Below are 21,490 nucleotides of genomic sequence, written 5' to 3'. Positions count from 1 at the left end.
ACTGCACAGCAAAATGCCCGCACCGGAGCGCGGGCAGGTACTGCGAACCACGACATCTGGGGATGACGCTACACGGCGAAACCGCCTACCACCAGGGAACAACGACCATGATCCCCACCGCGTCGCGCCGGCCGCCGAAGCCGTGCGGGCGGTCAGGAAAGGGTGCGGCCCGGATAGTTGTCCGATGTGCAGCCCGTCGCCTTGAGGACCGACACCGCTTCGGTGCCCGCCTCGGGGTCCGGCCGCACGCTGATGTTCTCGCACGTGTAGCCGGCGGAACCGTTGAAGTAGCGGACCTTGCCCGGCCCGTCGTAGGTGAGCGGTTCCCCGCAGTCGTAGCCCTCCACGCGGGCACCGTTGCCGAAGACGTAGACCATCTGGCAGTCGAACGTCCGCCCGTCGTCGGCCTGAGCGGTACCGGCCAGTGCGGTGCCCGCCCGTGCGGTGCCGGCCTGTGCGGTGCCGGAGAAGTGCAGGCCTCCGCCGGCCAGAGCGACAGCACCGAGCAGGTACGCAGCCTTCGTGATCAACGAAACGCGCATGGGGAGATCCTTTCGCGCAGAGGGCGGGAGGGGCGGTCCGTCCAGGACCGTGGCAGTGACACGGCATCACCGCGCACCTTTCCTACCGGCAACGGCGCCGCTCCACGCCTCTCGACCGCGGCGCCACCCGCACGGTCCTGCGACCTGACACCCCTGCGCGGGCCCCCGGGTCAGCTGAGGCCCCGACACCGGCCCCGCCCCGCCCCGCCCCGCCCCGGGCGACCTTCCCGGAGTCAGTTCCCCACGCCGAGGCCGGACATGAACGCGGCGGGGTACCGGTCGCCCCGCGCGGCCCCCTGCGGCACCGCCTTCTCGATCTCGGCCAGGTCGTCCGCGCTGAGGTGCACTTCCAGGGCGGGCAGCGCCTCGGCCAGCCGCTCCCGGGTGCGGGCGCCGACCAGCGGCACGATGTCCTCGCCCTGTGCGGCCACCCAGGCGATGGCCAGCTGGGCGACGGTGCACCCCTTAGCCTCGGCGACCCGGCGCAGAGCCTCCACGAGGGTGAGGTTGTGCTCCACGTTGCCGCCGGAGAACCGCGGGCTGAGGCCGCGGGCGTCCCCGGGTCCCGCGGCCCGGTCGGCGGACCAGTGCCCGGAGATGAGGCCGCGGCTGAGCACGCCGTACGCGGTCAGTCCGATGCCCAGTTCCCGCAGCGCGGGGAGGACGTCCGTCTCCACCGCGCGGGAGATCAGCGAGTACTCGATCTGCAGGTCCGCGACCGGATGCACGGCGTGCGCCCGGCGGACCGTCGCGGCGTCGACCTCGGAGAGGCCGAGGTGCCGTACGTATCCGGCGTCGATCAGGTCCTTGATCGCACCCACGGTCTCCTCGATGGGCACGTCCGGGTCCAGCCGGGCCGGCCGGTAGATGTCGATGTGGTCGGTGCCCAGCCGGGTCAGTGAGTAGGCCAGGAAGTTCTTGACCGCTTCCGGGCGGCCGTCGTGCCCGCCGAACACGGTGCCCGGTCCCCGCAGCATGCCGAACTTGACGCTCAGCCGGTAGCTGTCCCGGTCCCGCCCGCGCAGCGCCTCGGCGAGCAGCAGCTCGTTGTGACCCATCGCGTAGAAGTCGGCCGTGTCGAACAGTGTGACCCCGGCGTCCAGCGCGGCATGCACGGTGGCGATGCTCTCGGCGCGGTCGGCGGCACCGTAGGCGCCCGACATCCCCATCGCGCCCAGGCCCAGCGCGGAGACGGCCGGCCCGGTGCGCCCCAGGGTCCGTGCCGTCATGGGGTTCTCCGTCCTCGTGGCGTTGTCCGTCCTCGTGGCGTTCTCCGTCGTCATCACGTTCTCCTTCGTCGTCGGTCGCCACCCACTGTGGGTCGGCGCAGCCGCCGACGGGAGCGGAGCGTTCATCATGGGAGCGCCGCTCCCTGGCTCGGTTCGCCCGCGCGAGGGACCATGGCGGCATGGAACGTGATCAGCTCGCGGACTTCCTGCGCCGCCGACGGGAGTCGATCCGCCCGGCCGAGGTCGGCATCACGGACGGCCCGCGCCGCCGCACCGCCGGTCTGCGCCGGGAAGAGGTGGCCATGCTCGCCGGTATGTCGGTGGACTACGTCGTACGCCTCGAACAGGGCCGCAGCAGTCAGCCGTCGACGCAGCTCCTGGGCGCGCTGGCCCGGGCGTTGCGCCTGTCCGACGACGAGCGCGACCACCTCTTCCACCTGGCCGGCCACCGGCCTCCGCCCGCCGAGGGGGTGGCCCGGCTGGCCCGTGCGGGCCTCATCCGGATGCTCGACCTGCTCGGTGACACCCCGGCCCTGGTGCTGTCCGACCTGGGCGAGATCCTCGCCCAGAACCGGACCGCGCTGCTGCTCATGGGCGACCTCACCGACATCTCCGGCGACCGGCGGTACGTCGTGTACCGCTGGTTCACCGATCCCGCCGCCCGCTCGGTCTGCCCGCCCGAGGAGCAGGAGAACCACGGCCGCCGGCTCGTGGCGGACCTGCGCGCGGCGGTCGGCCGCCGGTCGGGCGACACCGCGGTCGCCGGTCTCGTCGAACGGTTGCAGGCCGCGAGCACCGACTTCCGGCGGCTGTGGGCCGAGCACGAGGTGGCGGTCCGGCGCACCGACCGCAAGACGTTCCTGCACCCGAAGATGGGCCGGCTGACGATGGACTGCGAGACGCTGGTCACTCCCGATCAGGGCCAGCAGCTGCTGGTGCTCACTCCTGCGGACACGGAGGCCCGTGAGCGGCTGGACCTGCTGCGGGTCCTCGGCGTCCAGGAGTTCCCCACGGGACCCACGGGCCCGCCCGTACGGTGAGACGTGCGACGGCCGCCCCCGGGTTGCCGGTTGGTCGTGCTGCGCGGCTGGGCGTTCTTCACCTCCACCGCCGGCAGGCGGCGGAGCAAGTGCGCGAGAGGCACCCCTGCGCTTCGGATGCCCCGCACCACGTTGAGACAGTCCGGCGGAGTGACTATCGTCGAGGGGTGAGTGAGCGTGTGATGCAGGAGCCGACCTTGATGGTGCTGACCGCTTTGGCGGATGCACCCCGCCATGGATACGCCGTCGCGCAGGAGGTCAAGGCGATGACCGGCGGTCGTGTCGTGCTGCGGACGGGCGCCCTGTACGGGGCACTGGACCGGCTGCTCGCCGACGGCCTGATCGCGATCGAACGCGAGGAGGTCACCGACGGGCGGGCGCGGCGGATCTTCACCTTGTCCGCGTCCGGGCGGGAGCGGCTGACGGCGGAGGCCGAGCGCCTGGCCGCGACGGCGGAGGAGGCCACACGCCGGCTGTCCCTCACCCGGCCGTCGGCAGCCACCAGTTGATCGAGCACCTGCTGCGGCTGTATCCCGCCGCCTATCGGCGCGCTCACGGCGGGGAGATCGCAGCGACCTACCGTGAGTCGACCGCGGGTGAACCGCTGGGCTCGCGACTGCGCGAGGGCGCGGGTCTGGCGGCGCACGCCTTGAGGCTGCGGCTGGGCCTCGGGCCGGCCGCTCCTGCCGCGCGGGTGCTCGCTCTGGCATACCCCTTCGCCCTGGCCGTCTCCGCCGCAGCCTGCGGCCTGCATCTGCTGCGGTGGTACGCCGCTCTGGTCTCCTCCCCCACCCCGTTCCTGGTGCAGCTCCGTGCCGATCTGTCCGGGGCGTGGGGTGCGCTGCTCGTCTCGTCGCTGATCGCGTTCGTGGGAGCGGCGTCGGCGCTGACCGGCCGGTGGCGCGCGGGGGCGCCCCTCGCGGTGGCCGGGCTGCTCTCCTTCGCGGTGGCCGCGGTGGTCAGCGGACCGGCGTTCGGTGACCCGGTCGTGACCCCGGCCGCGTTCGTCCTGTCGGCGGGCGTGGTGCTCGCCTGTCCGCCGGACCGACGCCCGGAGGCGACCGCGGGGGGCCGGGCGGGTGTCGCCGGCGCCGTGATCGCGCTGGTCGTCGTGCCGCGCGCGGCCGTCGACGCGCACGTGGTGCCGTGGGTCAGCACCGACTACGGGTGCTGGCCGGTGCTCGTGCTCGCCGCGACCGGTGTCGCGCTGACCTGGCGCAGCGGAACGCGCGGCGGCCTTGAGCTGGGAGTGATGGCCCTGGTGTCCCCGCCCCTGCTCGCCCACGCCTGGACCACGGCGTGGGGTGGGACGACTGCCGTCGTGTGGCCGGCAGCCGTACTCGCGGGTGCGGCGGTGATCGCCCCGCTGGCCGGCCGCTTGGGACGGGCCGGGCGCACCGCACTCTGAACGATCCCTCCGTACGGCCCACTCGCCCGCCTGGACGTCCTGCAGCGGCCGAACGCAGACACATACTCCGTTTGACGTAGCATTCCGCTCGACGGACTATTCAGTCTTGCGCGAGAGGACGCTCATGCCGTTCACCCTGTCCCACCCCGCTGCCGTACTGCCGCTGCTGCGACGGCCCTTCGGCCGGGCCGCGCTGGTCGCCGGCAGCCTCGCGCCGGACCTGCCCTACTTCGTGGTCACCACGGGCCTGCCCGTCACCGCGCAGTCCTGGTACGAGCCCTTCGTCAACGCCACGACCTCGCACACCGCCCTCGGGGCCGTCACCGTGTCCTTGCCGTACGCCCTCACGCTGTGGGCGCTGTTCCGCGTGGGCCATCGCCCGCTGGCGTCCCTGCTGCCGATACCCGGCCCCCCACCGCCACCCCGGACGGCCGCCGAACGCGCACGCCGAGCCGGGTGGATCGTCCTGTCCGCCCTCATCGGCATCGCCACACACCTGACCTGGGACGCCTTCACCCATCACGACGGCTTCTTCGTCACCCACGCGGCCTGGCTCAGCTCCCCGCTGGCGGGCAGCCTCACCTGGGCGCGAGCGCTGCAACACGCGAGCACGATCGGGGGCTTGATCGCCACCGCGGTGTACCTGTGGCGCAGGCGGGCCCACCTCCGCACCGACGAGGTCCGCACCGGCCCCCGTAACGCGACGCGGGGCCTTGCCGTGCTCGCCGTCACCCTGCTCACGATCCTCGCAGCGGTCGCCCGCGCCTGGTGGGTCGCCGCCACGCAGGCGACGACGACCGGACTGCCGCTCGGCGTCACGATCGAAGGGGTGCTGTCCGACGCGGCGAAGGACGCGGGCGTCGCCCTCATCGGCCTCGGAATCCTCTACGTGACCGGATGGTGGATCTGGCACTCCGTCACACCGGTCACAGGAGCAGTGGCCGCCACCCGCCCCACAGGCAACGTCCAGCGGTGAAGGGCGAGTCGGGGCATCCGTCTCCACATTTCGCACACAATGAACGCTTTAACTTCACATTAGGTATGCTCCAACAGCTTCATCCGCACCACTGAGGGGGGTCTTCTCATGCGCATACGCTCTGCGCTGACCGCAGTTGTCACCATCGGCACCTTTGCCGCGCTGTCCACCGGCACCGCCCAGGCGGCCGAGTACTCGTCCGCGCTGAAGGTCAAGGGCGTCCAGTACGACGCACCCGGTACCGACTCCAACCGCTGTTCCGGGGGGAACACGAAGAACGAGTACCTGACCATCAAGAACTACTCCCGCACCGCGACGGTCAACCTCAAGGGGTACGTCGTCAAGGACGCCACCGGGAACAAGTTCACTTTCACCGCCGGCCACAAGCTGGAGCCCGGTGACTACGTGAAGCTGCGCGGCGGACGCGGCACCGACTCCGACGCCGGCAATGTCGTCTACCGCCAGAACTGCAACTTCATCTGGAACAACGACAAGGACACCATCTACCTGTACAAGCCCAGCGGCGCCAGGGCGGACGTCCACTCCTACACCAAGCGCGCGGACGACCGCGACGGCAACGGCTACATCACGTACCACGGCTGACGCACCGCTCGACCGCTCGGGCGCCCTCCTGCCGGACTTCCCGCGGGCGGGCGCCCGACCCCGTGATCACATCGCGAGACGGGCTTGCATCGCGGCCCTGACCAGGCGTTGTCTCTCACGGTGAGTACCGAACGACCCGAACAGCACACGACCGACATCGACACCGCAGGCGACCGCTCCGCGCGCCGCGCCGTCACCCTCTTCCCCGTCCTCGTCCTCGCCGCGGGCGCCACGGGGCTGCTGCTCCCGGGCAGCTTCGCCGGCTGGGGCGAGTCGGTGCCGTACCTGCTGGGCGTGGTGATGTTCTGCATGGGCGTCACGATGACCCCGCAGGACTTCCGCGGTGTCGCCAGACGGCCCTGGGCGGTGGCCCTCGGGCTGGGCGCGCACTACGTCATCATGCCGGGGCTCGGCTGGCTCATCGCCCATCTGCTGCAGCTCCCGCCGCAGCTCGCGGCGGGCGTCATCCTCGTGGGCTGCGCACCCAGCGGCACCGCCTCCAATGTCGTGACGTATCTCGCGCGCGGTGACGTGGCGCTGTCCGTCTCCGTGGCCACCGTCTCCACCCTCGTGGCCCCGCTGGTCACTCCGCCGCTGACGCTGCTGCTGGCCGGCGAGTACCTGCCCGTCGACGCCGGATCCATGGTCGTCGACATCCTCAAGACCGTGCTGCTGCCGGTCCTCGCGGGGCTCGCCGTGCGGCTGCTGGCGAGCCGCTGTGTGCAGCGGGCCCTGCCGGTGCTGCCCTGGCTGTCCGCCGTGACCATCGGGGTGATCGTGACCGTCGTGGTGGCGGGCAGCGCCGACGCCATCAAGTCGGCGGCGCTGCTGGTGTTCGTCGCCGTCGTGCTCCACAACGGTCTCGGACTGGCACTCGGCTACGGCGCGGGACGGCTCACCAGGATGGGCGAGCCGGCGAGCCGCGCCATGGCCTTCGAGGTCGGCATGCAGAACTCCGGTCTTGCGGCTTCACTGGCCACCGCCCACTTCAGCCCGCTGGCCGCACTGCCCGCGGCCGTCTTCTCCGTCTGGCACAACATCTCCGGCGCCCTGGCCGCCGCCTGGCTCTCACGCCGACGCCACTGACCGCCCCACCGGCCGGCGACCGGGACGGTGGACCAGGAGTTCCTGATCGGCTCCGCGGCCTGAGGCCGAGGGGCCGGTGGGGCGCGGCTTGTCAGTGGCTGGTGGCACGATCACGGGCATGACATCGATCGACGAGCAGTTCGTTCGTGAGACAGCCGCCGAGTACGGCGTTCCCGGCCCCGTAGCGCAGGAGTTGACGGCCCGGTCCCGGCCCTGCCTCTACCTGGTGCCGTACGGGGAACTTCCCAAGTCCCAGCAGGAGAACGCCCGCCCGGCCGCGCGAACGGGCGGGCTCCCCTCGTTGCCGGAGGGGGTGGACTGGCCCGACGGGAGGGAGCCGCTGGTGCTCAGCGTCGACTGCGGGGCTCTGCCCCACGAGGTCCTGGACATCGAACTGCCCGCTGACGGCCGGCTGTTGTTCTTCACCCATATCGAGTACCCGCCGGACTCGTCCGTGGTGCTGCACGTGCCCGCCGGAATCCCCACCACCGAGCGCGCCGCGACGTACGAGTTCGACGGTGAGCCCATGCAGGTCAAGGTCTATGAACCACAGACCCTGTACCCCCTGGCCGGGCTCACTCTCGACGAGGACTGGCGGGACTCCCCTGCCACTTCCGCCTTCCTGGAGGACGGTGGAAGGGCGGACGGTGGAAAGGAGGACGCGCTGGACGGTTTCGAGGAGGCCGTCCTCGACGCGGCCTCCGGCGGGACCCGCCCGGGCGTCTGCGTGCAGATAGGCGGTTTCTCCAACTCGTGGGACATGGCACCGGACGAGGGCGACCTCGTGCTCCTCGCGCAGATGGCCGGGCAGGCGATCGACTACAACGTCTACACGATGAACCTGATCGTGGGCACCCGCGAGGACATCGCCGCACGGCGGTACGCGAACCTCCGGTACGAGCAGCAGTGCTGACCTCGAACGGATGGCGCACGCTCTGACCTGCCCGGGAGGGGCGGCGACGCTCTCAAGGCCCTGTCCGACGGCCTGCCGACGGCTTTCGGGCACCGTGCCGAGGTGTCGGCGTATCCGAAGGCATGATCTGCGTCCTTGGGGGCACGCGGGTCCCGTGCCCCATGTACCCACGGAGCTCGTCGCGCAGGTGAGGTTCGCCCTGGTTCAGGCCGGCTTCCAGGTACTGGGCGACGCGGAGCTCGGCGTCCCCGGACTGCGGGTGACCGAGGTGTCGGCCGGCGCCCTGGTCAGCTGGACGGCCTCGGACGAATTCGCCTCGCTGGCCCGTGAGCGGGGCGGCTGCGCTTCGAGCGACGACAGCATAAGGGTGATCGTGAAGGTCGCCGTGTCGGGGCTGCTGCTGCGGCTCGGTCACAGCGTCGCCGAAACAGCGGCCGACGGCGACCTGCTCGTGCTGGCCGACACGATCTCCGCGGCGGACGACGGCGACCGATAGCGGCGGTCCACGGGGAGATATTTTCGCGGGAAAGCCGTGGTGAGCGCCCGGCGGGCGAATGCGCCGGTCCGGTGTGCGGACATCCCGCGCGCAGGGTGGCACGCTGGTGGTGACCGGCCGCTGACGCGGAGGCGCGGCAACGGCCGGAAGCGCGAGGGACCGAGGATTTCCCCCCGGCTCGGGCCTCGCGCGAGGTGCCCTCCCGGCGGTACGAGATGGCGGGAGTTGCCTCTCTGGGCGCGCCTGGAGGACGAAGGCCGGAGCCGCGTAGTCGGCGATGCGGCTCCGGCCGGCCTCGAAGGTCGGCCATTGCCCGGGGCCCGGGAGCCCGCGGCGCCGACCACAGCCCCACGACCGGTCCGGCGCCGATGCGCGGCTGTGTGTCCGCAGGGGGGCCGGTTTCCTCGGCCGATCACCGGGCACCCGTGCGCTGACCGGCCGCACAGCGGCAATCCAGACCCGGCGCACCGCGCCCACGAGAACGGAGGACCACCGTGTTGAAGGCCGTCGCAGATGTTCTTCGATCCATCGGCGGAGCCGTCGCCACCGTCGTCACCCTGCCTTTCCGAGCCGTGGCACGCCTGTTCGGCGGCGCATCGAGCTCAGCCCACGGACACCACTGACAGACGGGCCGCGCGGCGACGCACTCACCCACCCCCTCACACCCGTGCCCGGCTGGACCCCCGTCCAGCCGGGCATGCGTATGCCCTGATCACCGGGTGTCGACACGGACGAATCCGCGTCCTTCGGGAAGCCGCTACGCGGGGGCGGCGGCTTCCATCCCATGGGTCGCCGACCGGGGCAGTGGCAGTCTGGCTGTCACCCGGAAGCCGCCTTTCGGGTGTGGTTCCGCGGTGAACTGGCCCTGCAGCAGGGCTACTCGCTCGCGCATGCCGATGAGGCCGTAACCGGGGCGGGCTCCCCCGCTGCCCGGCCCGCGGCCGGTATCGGTGATCTCCAGGGTCAGCTCCGCGTCCCGGTGGTCGACCCGCACCAGGCACGAGCGGGCGCCTGCGTGTCGGACGACGTTGGTGACCGACTCCTGGACGATGCGGTACGCCGACAGGTCGATCTCCGGCGGCAGAGGCCGCCGCCGACCGTGCCACCGCACGTCGACCCGTACCCCCGCCGCCGTGGTGGCCGCGGCCAGTGCGTCGACGTCCGACAAGCTCGGTGCCGTAGGCGCCGGAGCGCCCGCGGTGTCGGCCTGACGCAGCGCGCCGAGCATCCTGCGCAGTCCGGACAGCGTCTGCCGGCTCGCGTTCTCCACCTCGCCGAGGGCCTCCCTGGCTTTGGCCGGTTGCGTGTCGATGACTCGGCGGGCGGCACCCGCCTGGAGGGCGACGATGCCGATGGTGTGCGCGACGGCGTCGTGCAACTCGCGCGCTATGCGGAGGCGTTCGGCGGTGGTGGCCTGGACGGCCGCCTGGGCCCTGGACTGCTCGGCATGGAGCCGGGACTGGCGGGCGGAGTTGCCGAGGAGCCAGGCGACGAGCACCGTGAGGGCCACGGCCAGTTGCGCCGCGGTGTCGATGGCGCCGCCCCCGGACAGCCGTACTGCCAACGGGATCGTCAAGACGATGAGTGCCATCCCGGCCGCGCGGCCCGACGTGCGTCGCCTCGTGTTGGCCGCGACGAAGTACAGGGCGACGTCCGGCGCCAGGAACTGCACCAGCGGGAACTCGCCGGCCTGGCCCAGCACCGCCGCCCCGGAAACCGAGCCGAGCAGCAGGAGGGCGTAGGCCGCGAGCGGGCGAGCGCGCAGGAGCCGACAGGCGGTCAGCACGAGGACGGCGGCCCCCAGCAGGATCGGGCCGCTCACATGGGTCAGGTCGAAACCGGGAACGACCTCGTCGTCGCGGACGTGGTCGCCCGGCAGGACGAAGAACTCGTCGACGCAGGCGAAGCCCATGGCCCCGCCCCAGACGACCGCCGTCCAGTGCCCGGGCGACAGCCGTTTGAGCAGCGGCGGTTGACCTGGATGCGCTGACATGGCGCGAGCATAGGCGCGCCCGTGCCGCGCGGTCATCGGCCTGCGGATGTACGTCCACGGATGACAGTCCGCTGCCGGCCCGCGAACGTACTGTCCCGCCGGACCCGGGCCCCTCCTACGCCGTACGCGGGCCGTCTCCATCCCGGGACAGAGTCCCCGCTCCTGCCTCAGGCCGACGCCCGGGCAACGGGCCGACGGAAGACTTGTGCCATGAGCTTCTCGACAGCCCCTTGCGTCCCCACCGGATCTCTCGGCACCGGAGCGCCGTTGCCCTACCACCGCATGGCCCATGTGACCGGCAGACACCGCTGGTGGCGCCCGCTGATCGGGACCGTGACGGTGGTCGGCCTATGGCTTCTGCTGTTCATGGTGGTGGACGTCGTGGCCTATGGGGTGGGCAGCGCCCGTGGATATCCCGAGGATTCCGACGAGGCGATCGACTTCGGCTCCACACTGAACACCGCTCTGGACCTCACCTACCTGGCTCTGGCCATTCCGGTGGTGCTGCTGGTGGTGCGATGGGTGGGGCGCCGCCCTGCGGGGACGGTCTCCTCCGTCGAGGGGCGGCTGCGGGGGCGCCGGCTGGGACAGTACGTGCTGGTCGCGCTGCCGCTCGTGGCCGCGGGGATGGGCGCCATGCTGCTCGTACCGGCCGGTGAAGAGACGGCGGGTACGAGCGGCGAGGTGTGGGTCGGCCTGGACCGGTACCTGCCCGCGCTCGCCATGCTCGTCGTGCTGGTGCCGCTGCAGGCAGCCGCCGAGGAGTACGCGTTCCGGGGCTGGCTGCTGCAGGCGGTGGGCGGTCTCTTCCGTTCGCCGTGGATCGCGGTGCTGCCGCAGGCGGTGCTCTTCGCGGCCGCTCATGGCTGGGGCACGCCGGCAGGGTTCGCCGACCTCGTCGTCTTCGGTGTTCTGGCCGGCTGGCTGACGGTGCGGACGGGCGGACTCGAAGCGGCCGTCGCGCTGCACGCGGTGAACAACCTGATGTCGTTCGCGCTGGCCGCGGCCTTCGTCGGCGGACTCGACTCCGACGAGACCGCGGCCGACCTGCCCTGGCAACTGGCGGCCCTCGACATCACGGTGATCGTCGTCTTCACCGGGGTGGTGCTGTGGCTCGAACGTCGCCGTGCCCGTTCCGTCGACGCCCCGCACCCGTACTTCGTAGACGCTCAGCGTGTCATGGGTCCGACGACTTCCTGAGTGCCGATGACCGCGAGCAGGTCGAGCAGGTCGGCGCTGTCGGTACCGACCGCGGGGGTGAACCAGAGCAGTCGCTGCCGGCCGTCCTCGCTGAACAGGTTCAGGCAGTTGACCTCGACGAGGCCCAGTGTGCGGTGGTTGAGCCGTTTGCGGTCGTCCCGCCGGAACGCCACGTCGTGCACGGCCCACAGCGCGGCGAACTCGGCGGAGGTGTCGAGGAGATGACTGATCAGCGCGCCGGCTTCGCGATCCTTCTTCTCCCGCCGGGCGGCGGCTGCCCGCAGATCGGCGACGAAGACGCGTGACTGGGCCTCGTGGTCGGCCTCGGGGTACAGCCGCCGGGTGTCGGGCTCGGTGAACCACCGGTGGACGAGGCTGGCCCGGGCGCCGCGGAAACCCGAGTGGTCACCGAGCAGGGCCACGGCGAGCGGATTCTGTACGAGGGTGACGTGCAGGTCGGTGATGACCTGCGCCGGGGTCGACGTCAGCCGGCCCAGCAGGTCGAGCATGCCGGGATGCACGTGCGAGGCTGGTCCGCCGGACACGGGCACCGGCCGGTCCGCCAGCCGGTAGAGGTAGTCGCGCTCGTCGGCGGTCAGGCGCAGGGCTCTGGCCAGGGCGGCGAGCATCTGCTCGGACGGCTGGGATCCCGCTCCCCGTTCGAGCTCGTTGTAGTAGTCCACGGATGCTCCCGCGAGCTGGGCGACCTCGTCGCGGCGAAGCCCCGGCACCCGGCGCCGGGGTCCGGCGGGGAATCCGACGTCGGACGGGCGGATGCGGTCGCGCCGCGACCGCAGAAAGACCCCCAGCTCGGTGTACTTCGCAGAACCCATGTCCTCCATTCTGTGCCCGGCCGGGCCGCGGACCCAGGGGATGACATCCCCTGGCTGCGCCGGCCGGCGTCGCTCAGGGTTGAGGACGTGGCCACGAACGGCCCACCCCTACATCGAACCTCCGAGGAGACACACCATGCCTTTCGCCAACTTCAAGCTCCCTGCGGGCACCGTCAGCGCCGAGGACAAGAAGAAGATCGTCGAGCGCACCACCGACCTGTACGTGGAGATCTACGGCGAGCGGGCCCGCGCCACCACGGTCGTACTCATCGACGAGGTCGCCGACGGCGGCTGGGGCGTCGGCGGCAACGTCCTGACCGCCGCGATGGTCAACGGCGACGCCTGACCCCGGCCGCCCGCGTGAGTCCCCGCTCGTACGAGCGGTACCGGTCCTGCCGGTCCGGTCCGGTGGGGCGGATGGAGACAGTCGGGCCGGTGGGGCAGCGCATGCGGGAATCAGGGGCTGTCGCCCGACCAGTCGAAGTGGTTCGGGTCGGTAGGGCGGGGGTCGTACAGGGCTCGGCCGCCGGGGCCGAAGTGACCGAGCTCGGTGGACAGGGCCGCGCCCTCGGCGATCTGGTCCGGCGTCCAGTCGGTGACGTCCAGGAGCAGGCCGTCCAAGGGGCCACCGACCAGGACGGCGTAGGAACGGCCCGGGCGTGGGCCCGGATCGGGGTCGTCGTGGTCGTGGCCGTATATCCGGCCGCGCAGCAGCTGCTCGTCGCCATTCACGGTATGCAGCTTTCCACCCGCCACTGACAACGGCCCCCGGCGGCGTTTTCTGCAGTGACCGCTGCAGAAGTGCTACGGTCTGACTTCTGCAGCAATCGTTGCGGAAGTCGGCACCCCTTACGAGCGGGGCTTCAGGTCGGGGGTTCTGTGCGGCTGGGTGGGGGGGGCCGGTCGCGCAGTTCCCCGCGCCCCTCACAGGGACGCCTCGCCTGAGCCTGGCTCTCATGGGGTCTCGTTCGAACGCCCCCACCGGGGACTTATCAATCCTGAGGATGCGCAATGACCGTCACACTGATCACCGGGGCCAACAAGGGCATCGGGTTCGAGACAGCCAGGCAGCTTCTGGCTATGGGGCACGTCGTCTACCTAGGCGCGCGTGACGTCGAGCGGGGCGAGAAGGCCGCGGCTGGGATCGGCGCGCGATTCGTGCAGCTCGACGTGACCGACGACGCGTCGGTGAGCCGCGCGCTGGCAGCGATCGACGCGGCCGGGGGCGGACTCGACGTCCTGGTGAACAACGCGGGCGTCCTCGGGGACGGGGTCATGGACGGCCCCACGGCCCTGCGGGCCTTCGACACCAACGCCGTCGGAATCGTGCGCGTCACGGAGGCCGCACTGCCCCTTCTGCGCAATTCTCCGAATCCGACCGTGGTCAACGTTTCGAGCAGCGCGGGATCGTTCTGGGCGGTGACCAATCCGGACCGGCCGGAATTCGGCCTGCCCCTGGCGCTCTACTCCGCCTCGAAGTCCGCGGCCACGATGCTCACGGTCCAGTACGCCAAGTCCCAGCCCGGCATCAAGTTCAACGCGGTCGAACCCGGCACCACCGCGACCGACATGACGGCGGCGTTCGGAATAGGAAGGACGCCTCAGGAGAGCGCCCGCGTCGTCGTACGCCTGGCGACTCTCGACGCGGACGGCCCGACAGGAACCCTCCAGGACGAGAACGGGGAACTGCCCTGGTAGCCGCGTAGGCATCACCGAGCGACACGCTCCACCCGCCACCGGCCGGCGGCCACCGGCGCTCACGCCTCACCTCTCTTGCAAGTGGCGCACAAACCTTCCCATACCTCGCGTGTCACATCAGGCAGGAGCAACAGACCGCAAAGATCACAAGGGGGAAATATGGGATTTCACCGTTCTGCCCTGTCTGTCGTCGCATTCGCCGCCCTGTCCGTGGGGACCACGGCCGCCCTGGCCGCGCCCGCCTCGGCCGCACCGAACACCACGCCGCAGAAAGTCTGCGGGAGCGCCTACAAGACCGTGAACTCGGCCGCCGTCGGCTCGCTGGGCACGGTGTATCTGACGTACAACGCCTCGAACGGTGAGAACTGCGTCGCGACCATCCGGAAGAACCCGGGCACGGCCCTGGACATGTCCACCTGGGTCTACGTCCCCGACACCGACGAGGGCGACGAGGACTACGGCACCTACACGTCGTACGCGGGACCGGCGTACGTGTACGGCAAGGGTCACTGTGTGGACTGGGGCGGTCACATCAACAACGTGTACGTCCAGGTGACCGGCTCCAACTGCGCCGCTCTCAAGGAGCACCGGGTCACCTCGACCCGCTGACCCGCCGCTCTTCCCGGCCACCGCATGACCACGCGGCAGGCCGCGCCGTTCCGGCCCGCCCCGGCAGACTCACGGAGTCCTGCCGGGGCGGGGGCGCGTCCTGACGGGACCGCCGGCCGTCAGCGGATGGGGCGGTGGCTGGAGCGCCTGGACCAGCGCACAGCCGTGAGGGCCAGGGCCGCCACGAGGACCGCGATGCCGATGGCCAGCAGGTAGCCCAGTCCTTCCGCGGTCACCCCGATGATTCCGAGCACGAGGGCGACCAGGACGAGAAACAGGAAGAGAGCCATGGCGGAACCTTCACACTGAGTAGGGAATCAACGACGCGCGAGTTGCCTCTCGCCCTTCGCACCTGTCTGGTAGGGCATCTCGTAATGCCGGAAGATCGCCTCTTCCTCTTCTGCGGGCAGGATGTCGTCCATGCCCACGGAGGGTGCTTTCTTCACCAGGGCCTTGGCGTAGGCGACCCGCACGTAGTCGGGTCCGAGGACCGCGTCGTCGAGCGGGACGAAAGCCAGCCGCTGGCGCGTGGGCAGCCCGATACGGACCGTCGCCATGGCCGACTCGTCGGTAGCGGTGTTCACATAGATCGATTCGAGCACGCCGATCTTGTGCCCCTTGTGGTCGACGACATCGCGAGTGCGCCATTCACGTACATCGGCCGCGTGGATCACGCTCATGTTCACCTCCTGAGCCACTCATCTGCGACGAGTTCCCCCGCTGCCGTCGCTGACACCACAGCGACGCCTGCCGCACGACCACTGTCGGTGACTGTCGGTGGGCCGCCGTACTCTCCCTCGGATGAGCGGACGATCTGTCGACGCGCGCGTTCTCGCGGCTGTCGTGTGTGATGTGCGGTCGGCCCACGAGGGGCGCGACGGTGTGCTGGAGTGGCTGGGGCGGGCCGGGGCGGCCCTGGGTGGGCCGCTCGCGGCCGAGGTGTGGGTGTTCGACCGCGGTCTGACCCATGTGCTGCTGGTACGGCACCGTTGGCGCGGATGGGTGCCGCCGGGCGGCAAGGTGGACACCGGCGAGACACCACGGGAGGCCGCTCGCCGGGAACTGTTCGAGGAGACCGGAGTACAGGCGGACCTGCATGCCGTGCCCGCGGCGGCCACCGTGCGGTCGTACCACCCCGACTGGCCGGTCACCGCGGGCATCTCCTACGTGGCGGTCGTCGACCGGGAGACGCAGCTCGCGCCCGAGAGCGGTCAACCGGCGCTCTGGCACCGGCTGGACGAGCCGTGGCAGGGATGGTTCGCCGAGGATCGCCCGCGCATGCGGCAGTGCGCCCTCCGGCTGCGACCGTGACCCCGGCAGCGGATTCCCTGACAGCGCGACAGCGACACAGCCACGCAGCGACAAGCGGTACGGAGGGGCGGGGGCGAAGCGCGGGAGGCGCGCCCCGAATCGCGACGCCGCACACGTGAGCAGCACGCAATAGTCCACACACGGCACGTCATTGTCCACATCCGTCGCTCTAGTCTCACAGCGAGCCGACCGCGCGGCCCCGGCACAGCACCCGCACTGGCACGTCACTTCTCCAAAACCCCACGGACGGAGATCCACATGCGCAGGACGAGCGCACGGTTCACCCTGACCGGAGCCGCGGCCGCGAGTGCCGTCGCACTGGCTGTCATCGGAGCCAATACGGCCAGCAGTTCCACCGCATCCCAGCTGGAGCCGGCGGTCGCCGCTGCCGCCGCGCCCATCGGCTTCGGGGCCGGTACCACCGGCGGTGCCGGCGGAGCCACGGTGACCGTCACCAACGCCTCCGCCTTCAAGACCGCTGTGCAGAGCAGCGCGACCCAGATCGTCCGCGTCAACGGCACCATCGCGCTGACGGAGATGACGAAGGTCGCGTCGAACAAGACCATCGTCGGTGTCGGCACCGCGGGGAAGATCACCGGCAGCGGGCTGAACGTCGCGAGCGTGAGCAACGTGATCATCCAGAACCTCACGTTCACCGGGTCCAACGACGACGCCATCAACGTCCAGTACTCGACGAAGGTCCACATCGACCACAACGACATCTCCGGCGCGTACGACGGGGCCGTCGACATCAAGCGCTCCTCGACGAACATCACGGTGTCCTGGAACCGCACCCACAACCAGGACAAGAACATGCTGCTCGGCCACTCGGACGACAACTCCAGCGAGGACACCGGCAAGCTGAAGGTGACGTACGACCACAACTGGTTCGACGGCACCAACCAGCGCAACCCGCGCGTACGGTTCGGCAACCCGGTCCACGTGCTGAACAACTACTTCAGCAACGTCGGCTCCTACGGAGTCGCGTCCACCGAGAACGCGGGCGTCCTCGTCGAAGGCAACTACTTCGAGAACACCGACGACCCGTACCACCTCGGTGAGGGTTCCTCCGACGCGGGCTCGCTCGTGGCCAGGAACAACTACTTCGTGAACTCGGGCTCCGGGCAGACCGGCGGCTCCGTGGCCTCGATCCCGTACAGCTACACCGCACAGTCCGCCTCCACCGTCAAGGCGACCGTGACCGCCGGTGCGGGTGTCGGCAAGATCTGATCCGGACCGCCGCACCGCACCAGGACCTCCGCACAGCACCGCACAGCACGGGGCAGGACCGGTGACCGACGTGTCACCGGTCTTGCCCCGCGTTGCCGCCTCCCCTACGGTGCCCAGGACCCAGCGGGCCTACAGGGCTTCCGACGGAGGCCTGACGAGGGGGCGCCGATGGACCCCGGTCCGCACACAGGGCCGTACACCGGTCCGTACGCCGGTCCGTACGCCGTGGACGGTACGTCGCCCGGGGCGAACCGGCCCCTGACCGTCGGGCTGCTCACCGCCAACATCCATCTGGGGGTGGGGGCGACGCTCTGGTCCGGGGCCCGCGCCGCCGCCGAACGCAACGACGTCAATCTGGTCTGCTTCCCCGGCGGGAACCTCCGGCACGGTGACGTGGCCCGCAGCGAGTTGTACGAACTGGCAGGCCCGGCGCGGCTCGACGGCGTCGTCTGCTGGAGTTCGACCCTGGGGCTGCCCTCGGCCGGACCCAGGGCCCGCCGGCTGCTGCGCCGCCTCGCCCATCTGCCGATGATCAGCCTCAATCAGCCGCTCAGCGACCAGACCGACGTCCTGTCGATCGACTCGCACGCGGGGATGCGCAAACTGGTCGGGCATCTCGTCCAGCACGGCCGCAGACGGCCGGCCTGCATCCACGGACCGCTCGCCAACCCGGTCTCCGAGGAGCGTTACCGCGCGTGTGTCGACGCGCTGCGCCACCACGGGATCCGCAACGAACACGTGGGCGCGGCCGTCGACTTCGCCGCGGCGGCCGGCGCCTCGGCGATGCAGGTCCTGCTGGAGGCCCGCGGGCTGACACCGGGCGTCGACTTCGACGTGGTGCTCGCCTGCAGCGACGTCCTCGCCGCCGGGGCCCTGCGCCATCTCACCGAACGCGGCATCCGGGTGCCGGAGGACGTGGCCGTGGTCGGCTTCAACGACTCCCCCGAAGCACGCCTCGGCGACCCGCCCCTGACCTCCGTCGCGCTGCCCTTCGAGGAGTTGGGCGCGCTGGCCGTGGACACCCTCGTGGCCCGGCTGCGCGGCACCCGTCCGCCCGATCGCACCACCATCCCGGCCACGCTGGTGCCGCGCCGCTCCTGCGGCTGCCCCTACCCGACGTCGTACCAGCCCCCGCTCGTCGCCCCGGCACCGGCCGCCGCGCGGCGCCCCGCGGGCTGGGACGCGGTGGACGGCGTACTGCCCTCCGGCGGTTCCCGTCTGGCGGCGGCCTTCCGCGCCGAACTCGCGCGCGCCGACAGCGATCCGCACACCCTTGTGAGCACCGGCAGCGGGAGCCCTGGCACGGTGAACGGCGGTGCCAGGCCCGGGAGTTTCCTGCCTCTCGTCGAGCGGCTGCTGCACAGCAACGCGGGCACGCAGGCCGAGGTCGACCGCTGGCACCAGGCGTTGGAGAGCGCCCGGCGCGATGTCGTCGACACGCTGCCGGAACCACTGCGCAGGGCCGGTGAGGTGCTGTTCGGGCAGGCCCGGCTCGTCGTGGCGGAGCGGTCACGGGCCCTCCTTGAGTACGAGCGCTGGTCGGGGACCCAACGCGCGCGCAGACTGCGGGAGTTCGGGACCGCGCTGACCACGGTCGTGGACCTGGAGGGGCTCTCGGACGTACTGGAGCGCCATCTGGGCCAGTCGGGCGTCCCGCACTGCCGGATCGTCCTGTACGAGCGTGACGCCGACGCCTCCGGTCCTGCGGCGCTGGGCATGGCGCGGCCCCTGCTCGCCCGTGCGGAGGCGGCCCGGGCGACAGGCCGGGAATCCGGTGCCGCCGGCCCGCTCGGCAGTCCCGCGTTCTCCCCCACCCTGCTGCTTCCCGACTCCCTGCTGCCCGGCGAGGACCGCTTCACGCTGGTCCTCGAACCGCTGCACATCGGCGAGGAGCACCTGGGCGTGGCGGTGTTCGAGGCCACCTCCGCCCGGACGGCGTACCACGACGGGGCCGACGGAGCCCTGTACCGGGAACTGGGCGATCAGATCAGTGCCGCGCTGAAGGGCATCGGGCTCTTCGACGAGGTGCGGCGCGCACGGGACGCCGCGGAGCAGGCGAGCAGGTTCCAGACGCGGCTGCTGACCCATGTCGGCGACGAGCTGCGCACTCCGGTGGAGGCGATGCTGCACCGGTCCGGTGACCCGGCGGCGGCTCTCACGCAGGTGCGGCGGGATGCGGCGCGCGTGCTGCACCTGATGGAGAACCTGCTGGATCTGGCCCGGTCGGAGGCCGGTGATCTCCTGCTCACCAGGCGGCTCATGGATCCGCTGCCCGTGCTCGCGCGGGCGTGCGCGGCGGCGGCCTCCGCGCTGCCCGCGGGCCCCGCGTGGCGGCTCGACCTGCCCGAGCGGCTGCCCTCGGTCTGGGTGGACGAGACGCGGTTCCAGCAGATCCTGCACAACGTGCTGATCTCGGCGGCGGCCCGTGCGAAGGACGCACCGCCCCGGGTGGCGGCCGCCCTCGGTCCGGCAGGCGTGCGGATCACGGTCGACGTGCCGGACGCCCGGACGCCGATCGCGCAGCCCGGCCAACTCCTCGATGTGGGGGTGACCACGGCGCGGCGGCTGGCGATGATGCACGGCGGGGCGCTGACCGTCTCCGACGCGACGGAACAGGCCCAGTACGTACTGGAGCTGGCCCTGCCCTCTCCCGACGGACAGGCGCACCTGGCCGCCGCCGGGGACGCCCCGCTGCTCGTCGTCACCCCCGGCGAACTCGGCGCGGACATCAGCGCGCACGCCGCCCGCCACGGTCTGGAGGTGTGCAGGCCCGACTCGGCGCACGACCCCATGCCGTCGGTGGCGCGGCGCACGCCCGGAGCGGTCGTGTGGGACGCGCTGCCGGACCGGCCCCAGGAGTGGCGGGCGGTGCAGCGGCTGCACGACCATCCGGCGCTGCGGCACACGCCGTTCGTGCTGTTCGGCGCCGACGGCACCGATCTGCCGCAGGCCCTGCGCTCCCTGCGGCCCAACGGGTTCGCCGAGCCGGTGATCGTCGCGGGGGGCTCGCAGGAGTCCCGGGAGGCGTTGCGGCGGCTGGCGGAGTCGGCGCTGCCGGACCATCCGGCGCGGGTCTCCACCGACGCGACGACGCTGCTGGCGCTGGTCGCCGAGGAGACGCCTCGGCTGGTGGTGCTGGAGCGGGCGCTGCCGGATCTGCAGGCGCTGGACGTGGTGGACCGGCTGCACGACGGCTCGGGCCGGGCCCTGTGTCCTGTCGTGATCGCCGACCACGAGGGCATGACGGCGGCGGACGCCCGGCGCGGCCGTCAGCACCCGGCGCTGCTCATGCTGGACATGGACGTGTTCGGCCCGCAGGAGGCCGCCGCGCTCGTACGCGAACTGGCCGCGCACGGCTCCCGGTTGCCGCCGCGCACCAGGGACGTCCTCGACGAGGCCCTGGTCTTCCTCTACGAGCACTGGCGGCGGCCGATCTCGCGCTGGCAGGTCGCGCAGGCCGCCGGGGTCAGCCCCGACCACCTCGGCAAGCTCTTCCAGCAGCGGTACGGCCTGACGGTGTGGGAGTACCTGACCCGGCTGCGGATCCGGCGGGCGGCGGAGCGTCTTCGGTCGAGCAACGACAGCGTGCAGAGCGTCGCCCGGGCGGTGGGTTTCAGCGACCGCGCGTACTTCAGCCGGGTGTTCCGCCGGGTCACGGGCGCGGCCCCGCACCACTACCGCGAAAAGACCGCCTCCGGAGAGGGAGTACGGGACGTGTCCACCGGCCCGGCCCACCACTGAACCGGCGCGCCGGCAGCGCTCGACAGGTGCTCGAACGGCGTTGAAACACCGTCGAATCCTCAGCGGATATTGCGGAAGCAAGCGCTCACAGTCCGTCAAGTCTCATTAAAGAATGAGCCTTGCCTGTTTATGCCGCGGCGGACGTTTCTTGTCCTTCGGACCGCTTGCCGTCTTCTCGTCCGGCTCATGGCGCGCGCCCTGAACACCCGCCGAAACGGGGCGATCTTTGCATGTCAGAACGCCCTCACTTCCCGAAAAACCGGTCGCATAGGTATGTTTCCGGGCGTTCGGTTCCACCCGCTCTGAGACCGTTGACAGGCTCTGGTCCGCTGATCAATTATCGCCGTACGTCCAGGTGTTCCCCATCGGTACACCAGTCGGACGACGTCTCCGCACCCGTGGGGCGCCGTGAGCAAGAAAGCTGGTGGGCAGAATGCCGCACGACGAAGGCATGGACTCGTCGTCGTTATCGGCTGGCAACGTTGTCGCATTGAATTGCCGAATCGCCGGACCTCGCGGACTCCCTCCATTGTTCTCGCTCTCCGCGCACCCCGCCGCCGTATCACCCCCCACTTCCGTGAG

The 21,490-nt window shown here is 71.2% G+C and carries 23 protein-coding genes; 16 read left to right on the top strand and 7 right to left on the bottom strand.

From position 1 onward, the window contains the following. Positions 1–152: 152 nt before the first annotated feature. Both ACFWGJ_RS05145 and ACFWGJ_RS05140 read right to left on the bottom strand, forming a co-directional pair. Positions 153–542 (bottom strand): hypothetical protein, encoded by a 390-nt coding sequence (locus ACFWGJ_RS05145; RefSeq protein WP_387321136.1) that lies wholly within the window; start codon positions 540–542, stop codon positions 153–155. A gap of 233 nt (positions 543–775) precedes the next feature. After that, positions 776–1,771, bottom strand: coding sequence for an aldo/keto reductase (locus tag ACFWGJ_RS05140; RefSeq protein WP_387321139.1), 996 nt, complete (start codon positions 1,769–1,771; stop codon positions 776–778). 179 nt (positions 1,772–1,950) lie between these two features. On the opposite strand from ACFWGJ_RS05140, the gene ACFWGJ_RS05135 reads away from it, so the two are divergent. The 9 genes from ACFWGJ_RS05135 to ACFWGJ_RS05095 all read left to right on the top strand — a co-directional run bounded on the left by ACFWGJ_RS05135 (position 1,951) and on the right by ACFWGJ_RS05095 (position 8,916). Beyond that, positions 1,951–2,811, top strand: coding sequence for a helix-turn-helix transcriptional regulator (locus ACFWGJ_RS05135; RefSeq protein ID WP_387321135.1), 861 nt, complete (start codon positions 1,951–1,953; stop codon positions 2,809–2,811). 167 nt (positions 2,812–2,978) lie between these two features. Continuing rightward, a complete protein-coding gene (locus tag ACFWGJ_RS05130; protein ID WP_387321133.1) occupies positions 2,979–3,320 on the top strand; it encodes a PadR family transcriptional regulator in 342 nt (113 codons plus the stop codon). Continuing rightward, the gene (locus ACFWGJ_RS05125; protein ID WP_387321132.1) at positions 3,317–4,219 is read left to right on the top strand and encodes a hypothetical protein; all 903 of its coding nucleotides are present in this window, start codon (positions 3,317–3,319) and stop codon (positions 4,217–4,219) included. Before ACFWGJ_RS05130 ends, ACFWGJ_RS05125 begins: the two co-directional genes overlap by 4 nt. A gap of 106 nt (positions 4,220–4,325) precedes the next feature. Continuing rightward, positions 4,326–5,195 (top strand): DUF4184 family protein, encoded by an 870-nt coding sequence (locus ACFWGJ_RS05120; RefSeq protein ID WP_387321130.1) that lies wholly within the window; start codon positions 4,326–4,328, stop codon positions 5,193–5,195. A gap of 108 nt (positions 5,196–5,303) precedes the next feature. After that, a complete protein-coding gene (locus tag ACFWGJ_RS05115) occupies positions 5,304–5,798 on the top strand; it encodes a lamin tail domain-containing protein (RefSeq protein WP_387321128.1) in 495 nt (164 codons plus the stop codon). A 120-nt stretch (positions 5,799–5,918) separates the two neighbouring features. Continuing rightward, positions 5,919–6,884, top strand: coding sequence for a bile acid:sodium symporter family protein (locus ACFWGJ_RS05110; protein ID WP_387321126.1), 966 nt, complete (start codon positions 5,919–5,921; stop codon positions 6,882–6,884). Positions 6,885–7,002: 118 nt separating this feature from the next. Beyond that, positions 7,003–7,797, top strand: coding sequence for a DUF1963 domain-containing protein (locus ACFWGJ_RS05105; RefSeq protein ID WP_387321124.1), 795 nt, complete (start codon positions 7,003–7,005; stop codon positions 7,795–7,797). Positions 7,798–7,951: 154 nt separating this feature from the next. Beyond that, positions 7,952–8,293, top strand: a complete 342-nt coding sequence (locus ACFWGJ_RS05100; RefSeq protein ID WP_387321123.1) for a hypothetical protein — start codon at positions 7,952–7,954, stop codon at positions 8,291–8,293. A 494-nt stretch (positions 8,294–8,787) separates the two neighbouring features. Further along, positions 8,788–8,916 (top strand): LPFR motif small protein, encoded by a 129-nt coding sequence (locus tag ACFWGJ_RS05095; RefSeq protein ID WP_387321121.1) that lies wholly within the window; start codon positions 8,788–8,790, stop codon positions 8,914–8,916. Between the two features lie 134 nt (positions 8,917–9,050). Here ACFWGJ_RS05095 and ACFWGJ_RS05090 read toward each other — a convergent pair whose 3' ends face one another. Further along, the gene (locus tag ACFWGJ_RS05090) at positions 9,051–10,286 is read right to left on the bottom strand and encodes a sensor histidine kinase (RefSeq protein WP_387321119.1); all 1,236 of its coding nucleotides are present in this window, start codon (positions 10,284–10,286) and stop codon (positions 9,051–9,053) included. Positions 10,287–10,496: 210 nt separating this feature from the next. Between ACFWGJ_RS05090 and ACFWGJ_RS05085 the strand changes: the two genes are divergently transcribed. Then, the gene (locus ACFWGJ_RS05085; RefSeq protein ID WP_387321117.1) at positions 10,497–11,486 is read left to right on the top strand and encodes a CPBP family intramembrane glutamic endopeptidase; all 990 of its coding nucleotides are present in this window, start codon (positions 10,497–10,499) and stop codon (positions 11,484–11,486) included. On the opposite strand, the gene ACFWGJ_RS05080 is transcribed toward ACFWGJ_RS05085, so the two are convergent. Then, positions 11,456–12,319, bottom strand: a complete 864-nt coding sequence (locus tag ACFWGJ_RS05080; protein WP_387321115.1) for a helix-turn-helix domain-containing protein — start codon at positions 12,317–12,319, stop codon at positions 11,456–11,458. The two genes, ACFWGJ_RS05085 and ACFWGJ_RS05080, sit on opposite strands and share 31 nt — an antisense overlap. A gap of 136 nt (positions 12,320–12,455) precedes the next feature. On the opposite strand from ACFWGJ_RS05080, the gene ACFWGJ_RS05075 reads away from it, so the two are divergent. After that, positions 12,456–12,665, top strand: a complete 210-nt coding sequence (locus ACFWGJ_RS05075) for a 4-oxalocrotonate tautomerase family protein (protein WP_387321113.1) — start codon at positions 12,456–12,458, stop codon at positions 12,663–12,665. A 110-nt stretch (positions 12,666–12,775) separates the two neighbouring features. On the opposite strand, the gene ACFWGJ_RS05070 is transcribed toward ACFWGJ_RS05075, so the two are convergent. After that, entirely contained in the window at positions 12,776–13,051 is a 276-nt protein-coding gene (locus ACFWGJ_RS05070; protein ID WP_387321112.1) for a hypothetical protein, read from the bottom strand. 279 nt (positions 13,052–13,330) lie between these two features. On the opposite strand from ACFWGJ_RS05070, the gene ACFWGJ_RS05065 reads away from it, so the two are divergent. Beyond that, a complete protein-coding gene (locus ACFWGJ_RS05065) occupies positions 13,331–14,017 on the top strand; it encodes an SDR family NAD(P)-dependent oxidoreductase (RefSeq protein WP_387321111.1) in 687 nt (228 codons plus the stop codon). Positions 14,018–14,176: 159 nt separating this feature from the next. Further along, complete coding sequence (locus ACFWGJ_RS05060) at positions 14,177–14,626, top strand: spore-associated protein (RefSeq protein WP_387321110.1); 450 nt, start codon at positions 14,177–14,179, stop codon at positions 14,624–14,626. A gap of 119 nt (positions 14,627–14,745) precedes the next feature. Here the strand turns inward: ACFWGJ_RS05060 and ACFWGJ_RS05055 are convergent, their stop codons facing one another. Then, positions 14,746–14,916: a hypothetical protein gene (locus ACFWGJ_RS05055; protein WP_387321109.1), complete on the bottom strand. Its 171-nt coding sequence runs from the start codon at positions 14,914–14,916 to the stop codon at positions 14,746–14,748. 27 nt (positions 14,917–14,943) lie between these two features. Next, positions 14,944–15,300: a PRC-barrel domain-containing protein gene (locus ACFWGJ_RS05050; protein ID WP_387321138.1), complete on the bottom strand. Its 357-nt coding sequence runs from the start codon at positions 15,298–15,300 to the stop codon at positions 14,944–14,946. 127 nt (positions 15,301–15,427) lie between these two features. Between ACFWGJ_RS05050 and ACFWGJ_RS05045 the strand changes: the two genes are divergently transcribed. The 3 genes from ACFWGJ_RS05045 (at position 15,428) to ACFWGJ_RS05035 (ending at position 20,908) form a co-directional block, all read left to right on the top strand. Continuing rightward, entirely contained in the window at positions 15,428–15,937 is a 510-nt protein-coding gene (locus ACFWGJ_RS05045) for an NUDIX domain-containing protein (RefSeq protein ID WP_387321108.1), read from the top strand. Positions 15,938–16,195: 258 nt separating this feature from the next. Beyond that, on the top strand, positions 16,196–17,167 hold the full coding sequence (locus tag ACFWGJ_RS05040; RefSeq protein ID WP_387321107.1) for a polysaccharide lyase family 1 protein: 972 nt from the start codon (positions 16,196–16,198) through the stop codon (positions 17,165–17,167). A 168-nt stretch (positions 17,168–17,335) separates the two neighbouring features. Beyond that, positions 17,336–20,908 carry a substrate-binding domain-containing protein gene (locus ACFWGJ_RS05035; protein ID WP_387321106.1) on the top strand — a complete coding sequence of 1,191 codons (3,573 nt, stop codon included), beginning with the start codon at positions 17,336–17,338 and terminating at the stop codon, positions 20,906–20,908. The last annotated feature ends 582 nt before the right edge of the window (positions 20,909–21,490 follow it).

The organism is Streptomyces sp. NPDC060205 (assembly GCF_042728395.1).
Taxonomy (GTDB): domain Bacteria; phylum Actinomycetota; class Actinomycetes; order Streptomycetales; family Streptomycetaceae; genus Streptomyces.
Note: the sequence above shows the minus strand (reverse complement) of the source record. Positions and strands in the feature narration are given on the sequence as shown.

Bases quoted from the DNA above. Each gene is read 5' to 3' on its own strand.
- ACFWGJ_RS05145 (WP_387321136.1), bottom strand. From the start codon at position 542: ATGCGCGTTTCGTTGATCACGAAGGCTGCGTACCTGCTCGGTGCTGTC.
- ACFWGJ_RS05105 (WP_387321124.1), top strand. From the start codon at position 7,003: ATGACATCGATCGACGAGCAGTTCGTTCGTGAGACAGCCGCCGAGTAC.
- ACFWGJ_RS05055 (WP_387321109.1), bottom strand. From the start codon at position 14,916: ATGGCTCTCTTCCTGTTTCTCGTCCTGGTCGCCCTCGTGCTCGGAATC.
- ACFWGJ_RS05135 (WP_387321135.1), top strand. From the start codon at position 1,951: ATGGAACGTGATCAGCTCGCGGACTTCCTGCGCCGCCGACGGGAGTCG.
- ACFWGJ_RS05090 (WP_387321119.1), bottom strand. From the start codon at position 10,286: ATGTCAGCGCATCCAGGTCAACCGCCGCTGCTCAAACGGCTGTCGCCC.
- ACFWGJ_RS05035 (WP_387321106.1), top strand. From the start codon at position 17,336: ATGGACCCCGGTCCGCACACAGGGCCGTACACCGGTCCGTACGCCGGT.
- ACFWGJ_RS05060 (WP_387321110.1), top strand. From the start codon at position 14,177: ATGGGATTTCACCGTTCTGCCCTGTCTGTCGTCGCATTCGCCGCCCTG.
- ACFWGJ_RS05075 (WP_387321113.1), top strand. From the start codon at position 12,456: ATGCCTTTCGCCAACTTCAAGCTCCCTGCGGGCACCGTCAGCGCCGAG.
- ACFWGJ_RS05080 (WP_387321115.1), bottom strand. From the start codon at position 12,319: ATGGGTTCTGCGAAGTACACCGAGCTGGGGGTCTTTCTGCGGTCGCGG.
- ACFWGJ_RS05065 (WP_387321111.1), top strand. From the start codon at position 13,331: ATGACCGTCACACTGATCACCGGGGCCAACAAGGGCATCGGGTTCGAG.
- ACFWGJ_RS05040 (WP_387321107.1), top strand. From the start codon at position 16,196: ATGCGCAGGACGAGCGCACGGTTCACCCTGACCGGAGCCGCGGCCGCG.
- ACFWGJ_RS05115 (WP_387321128.1), top strand. From the start codon at position 5,304: ATGCGCATACGCTCTGCGCTGACCGCAGTTGTCACCATCGGCACCTTT.
- ACFWGJ_RS05045 (WP_387321108.1), top strand. From the start codon at position 15,428: ATGAGCGGACGATCTGTCGACGCGCGCGTTCTCGCGGCTGTCGTGTGT.
- ACFWGJ_RS05085 (WP_387321117.1), top strand. From the start codon at position 10,497: ATGAGCTTCTCGACAGCCCCTTGCGTCCCCACCGGATCTCTCGGCACC.
- ACFWGJ_RS05140 (WP_387321139.1), bottom strand. From the start codon at position 1,771: ATGACGGCACGGACCCTGGGGCGCACCGGGCCGGCCGTCTCCGCGCTG.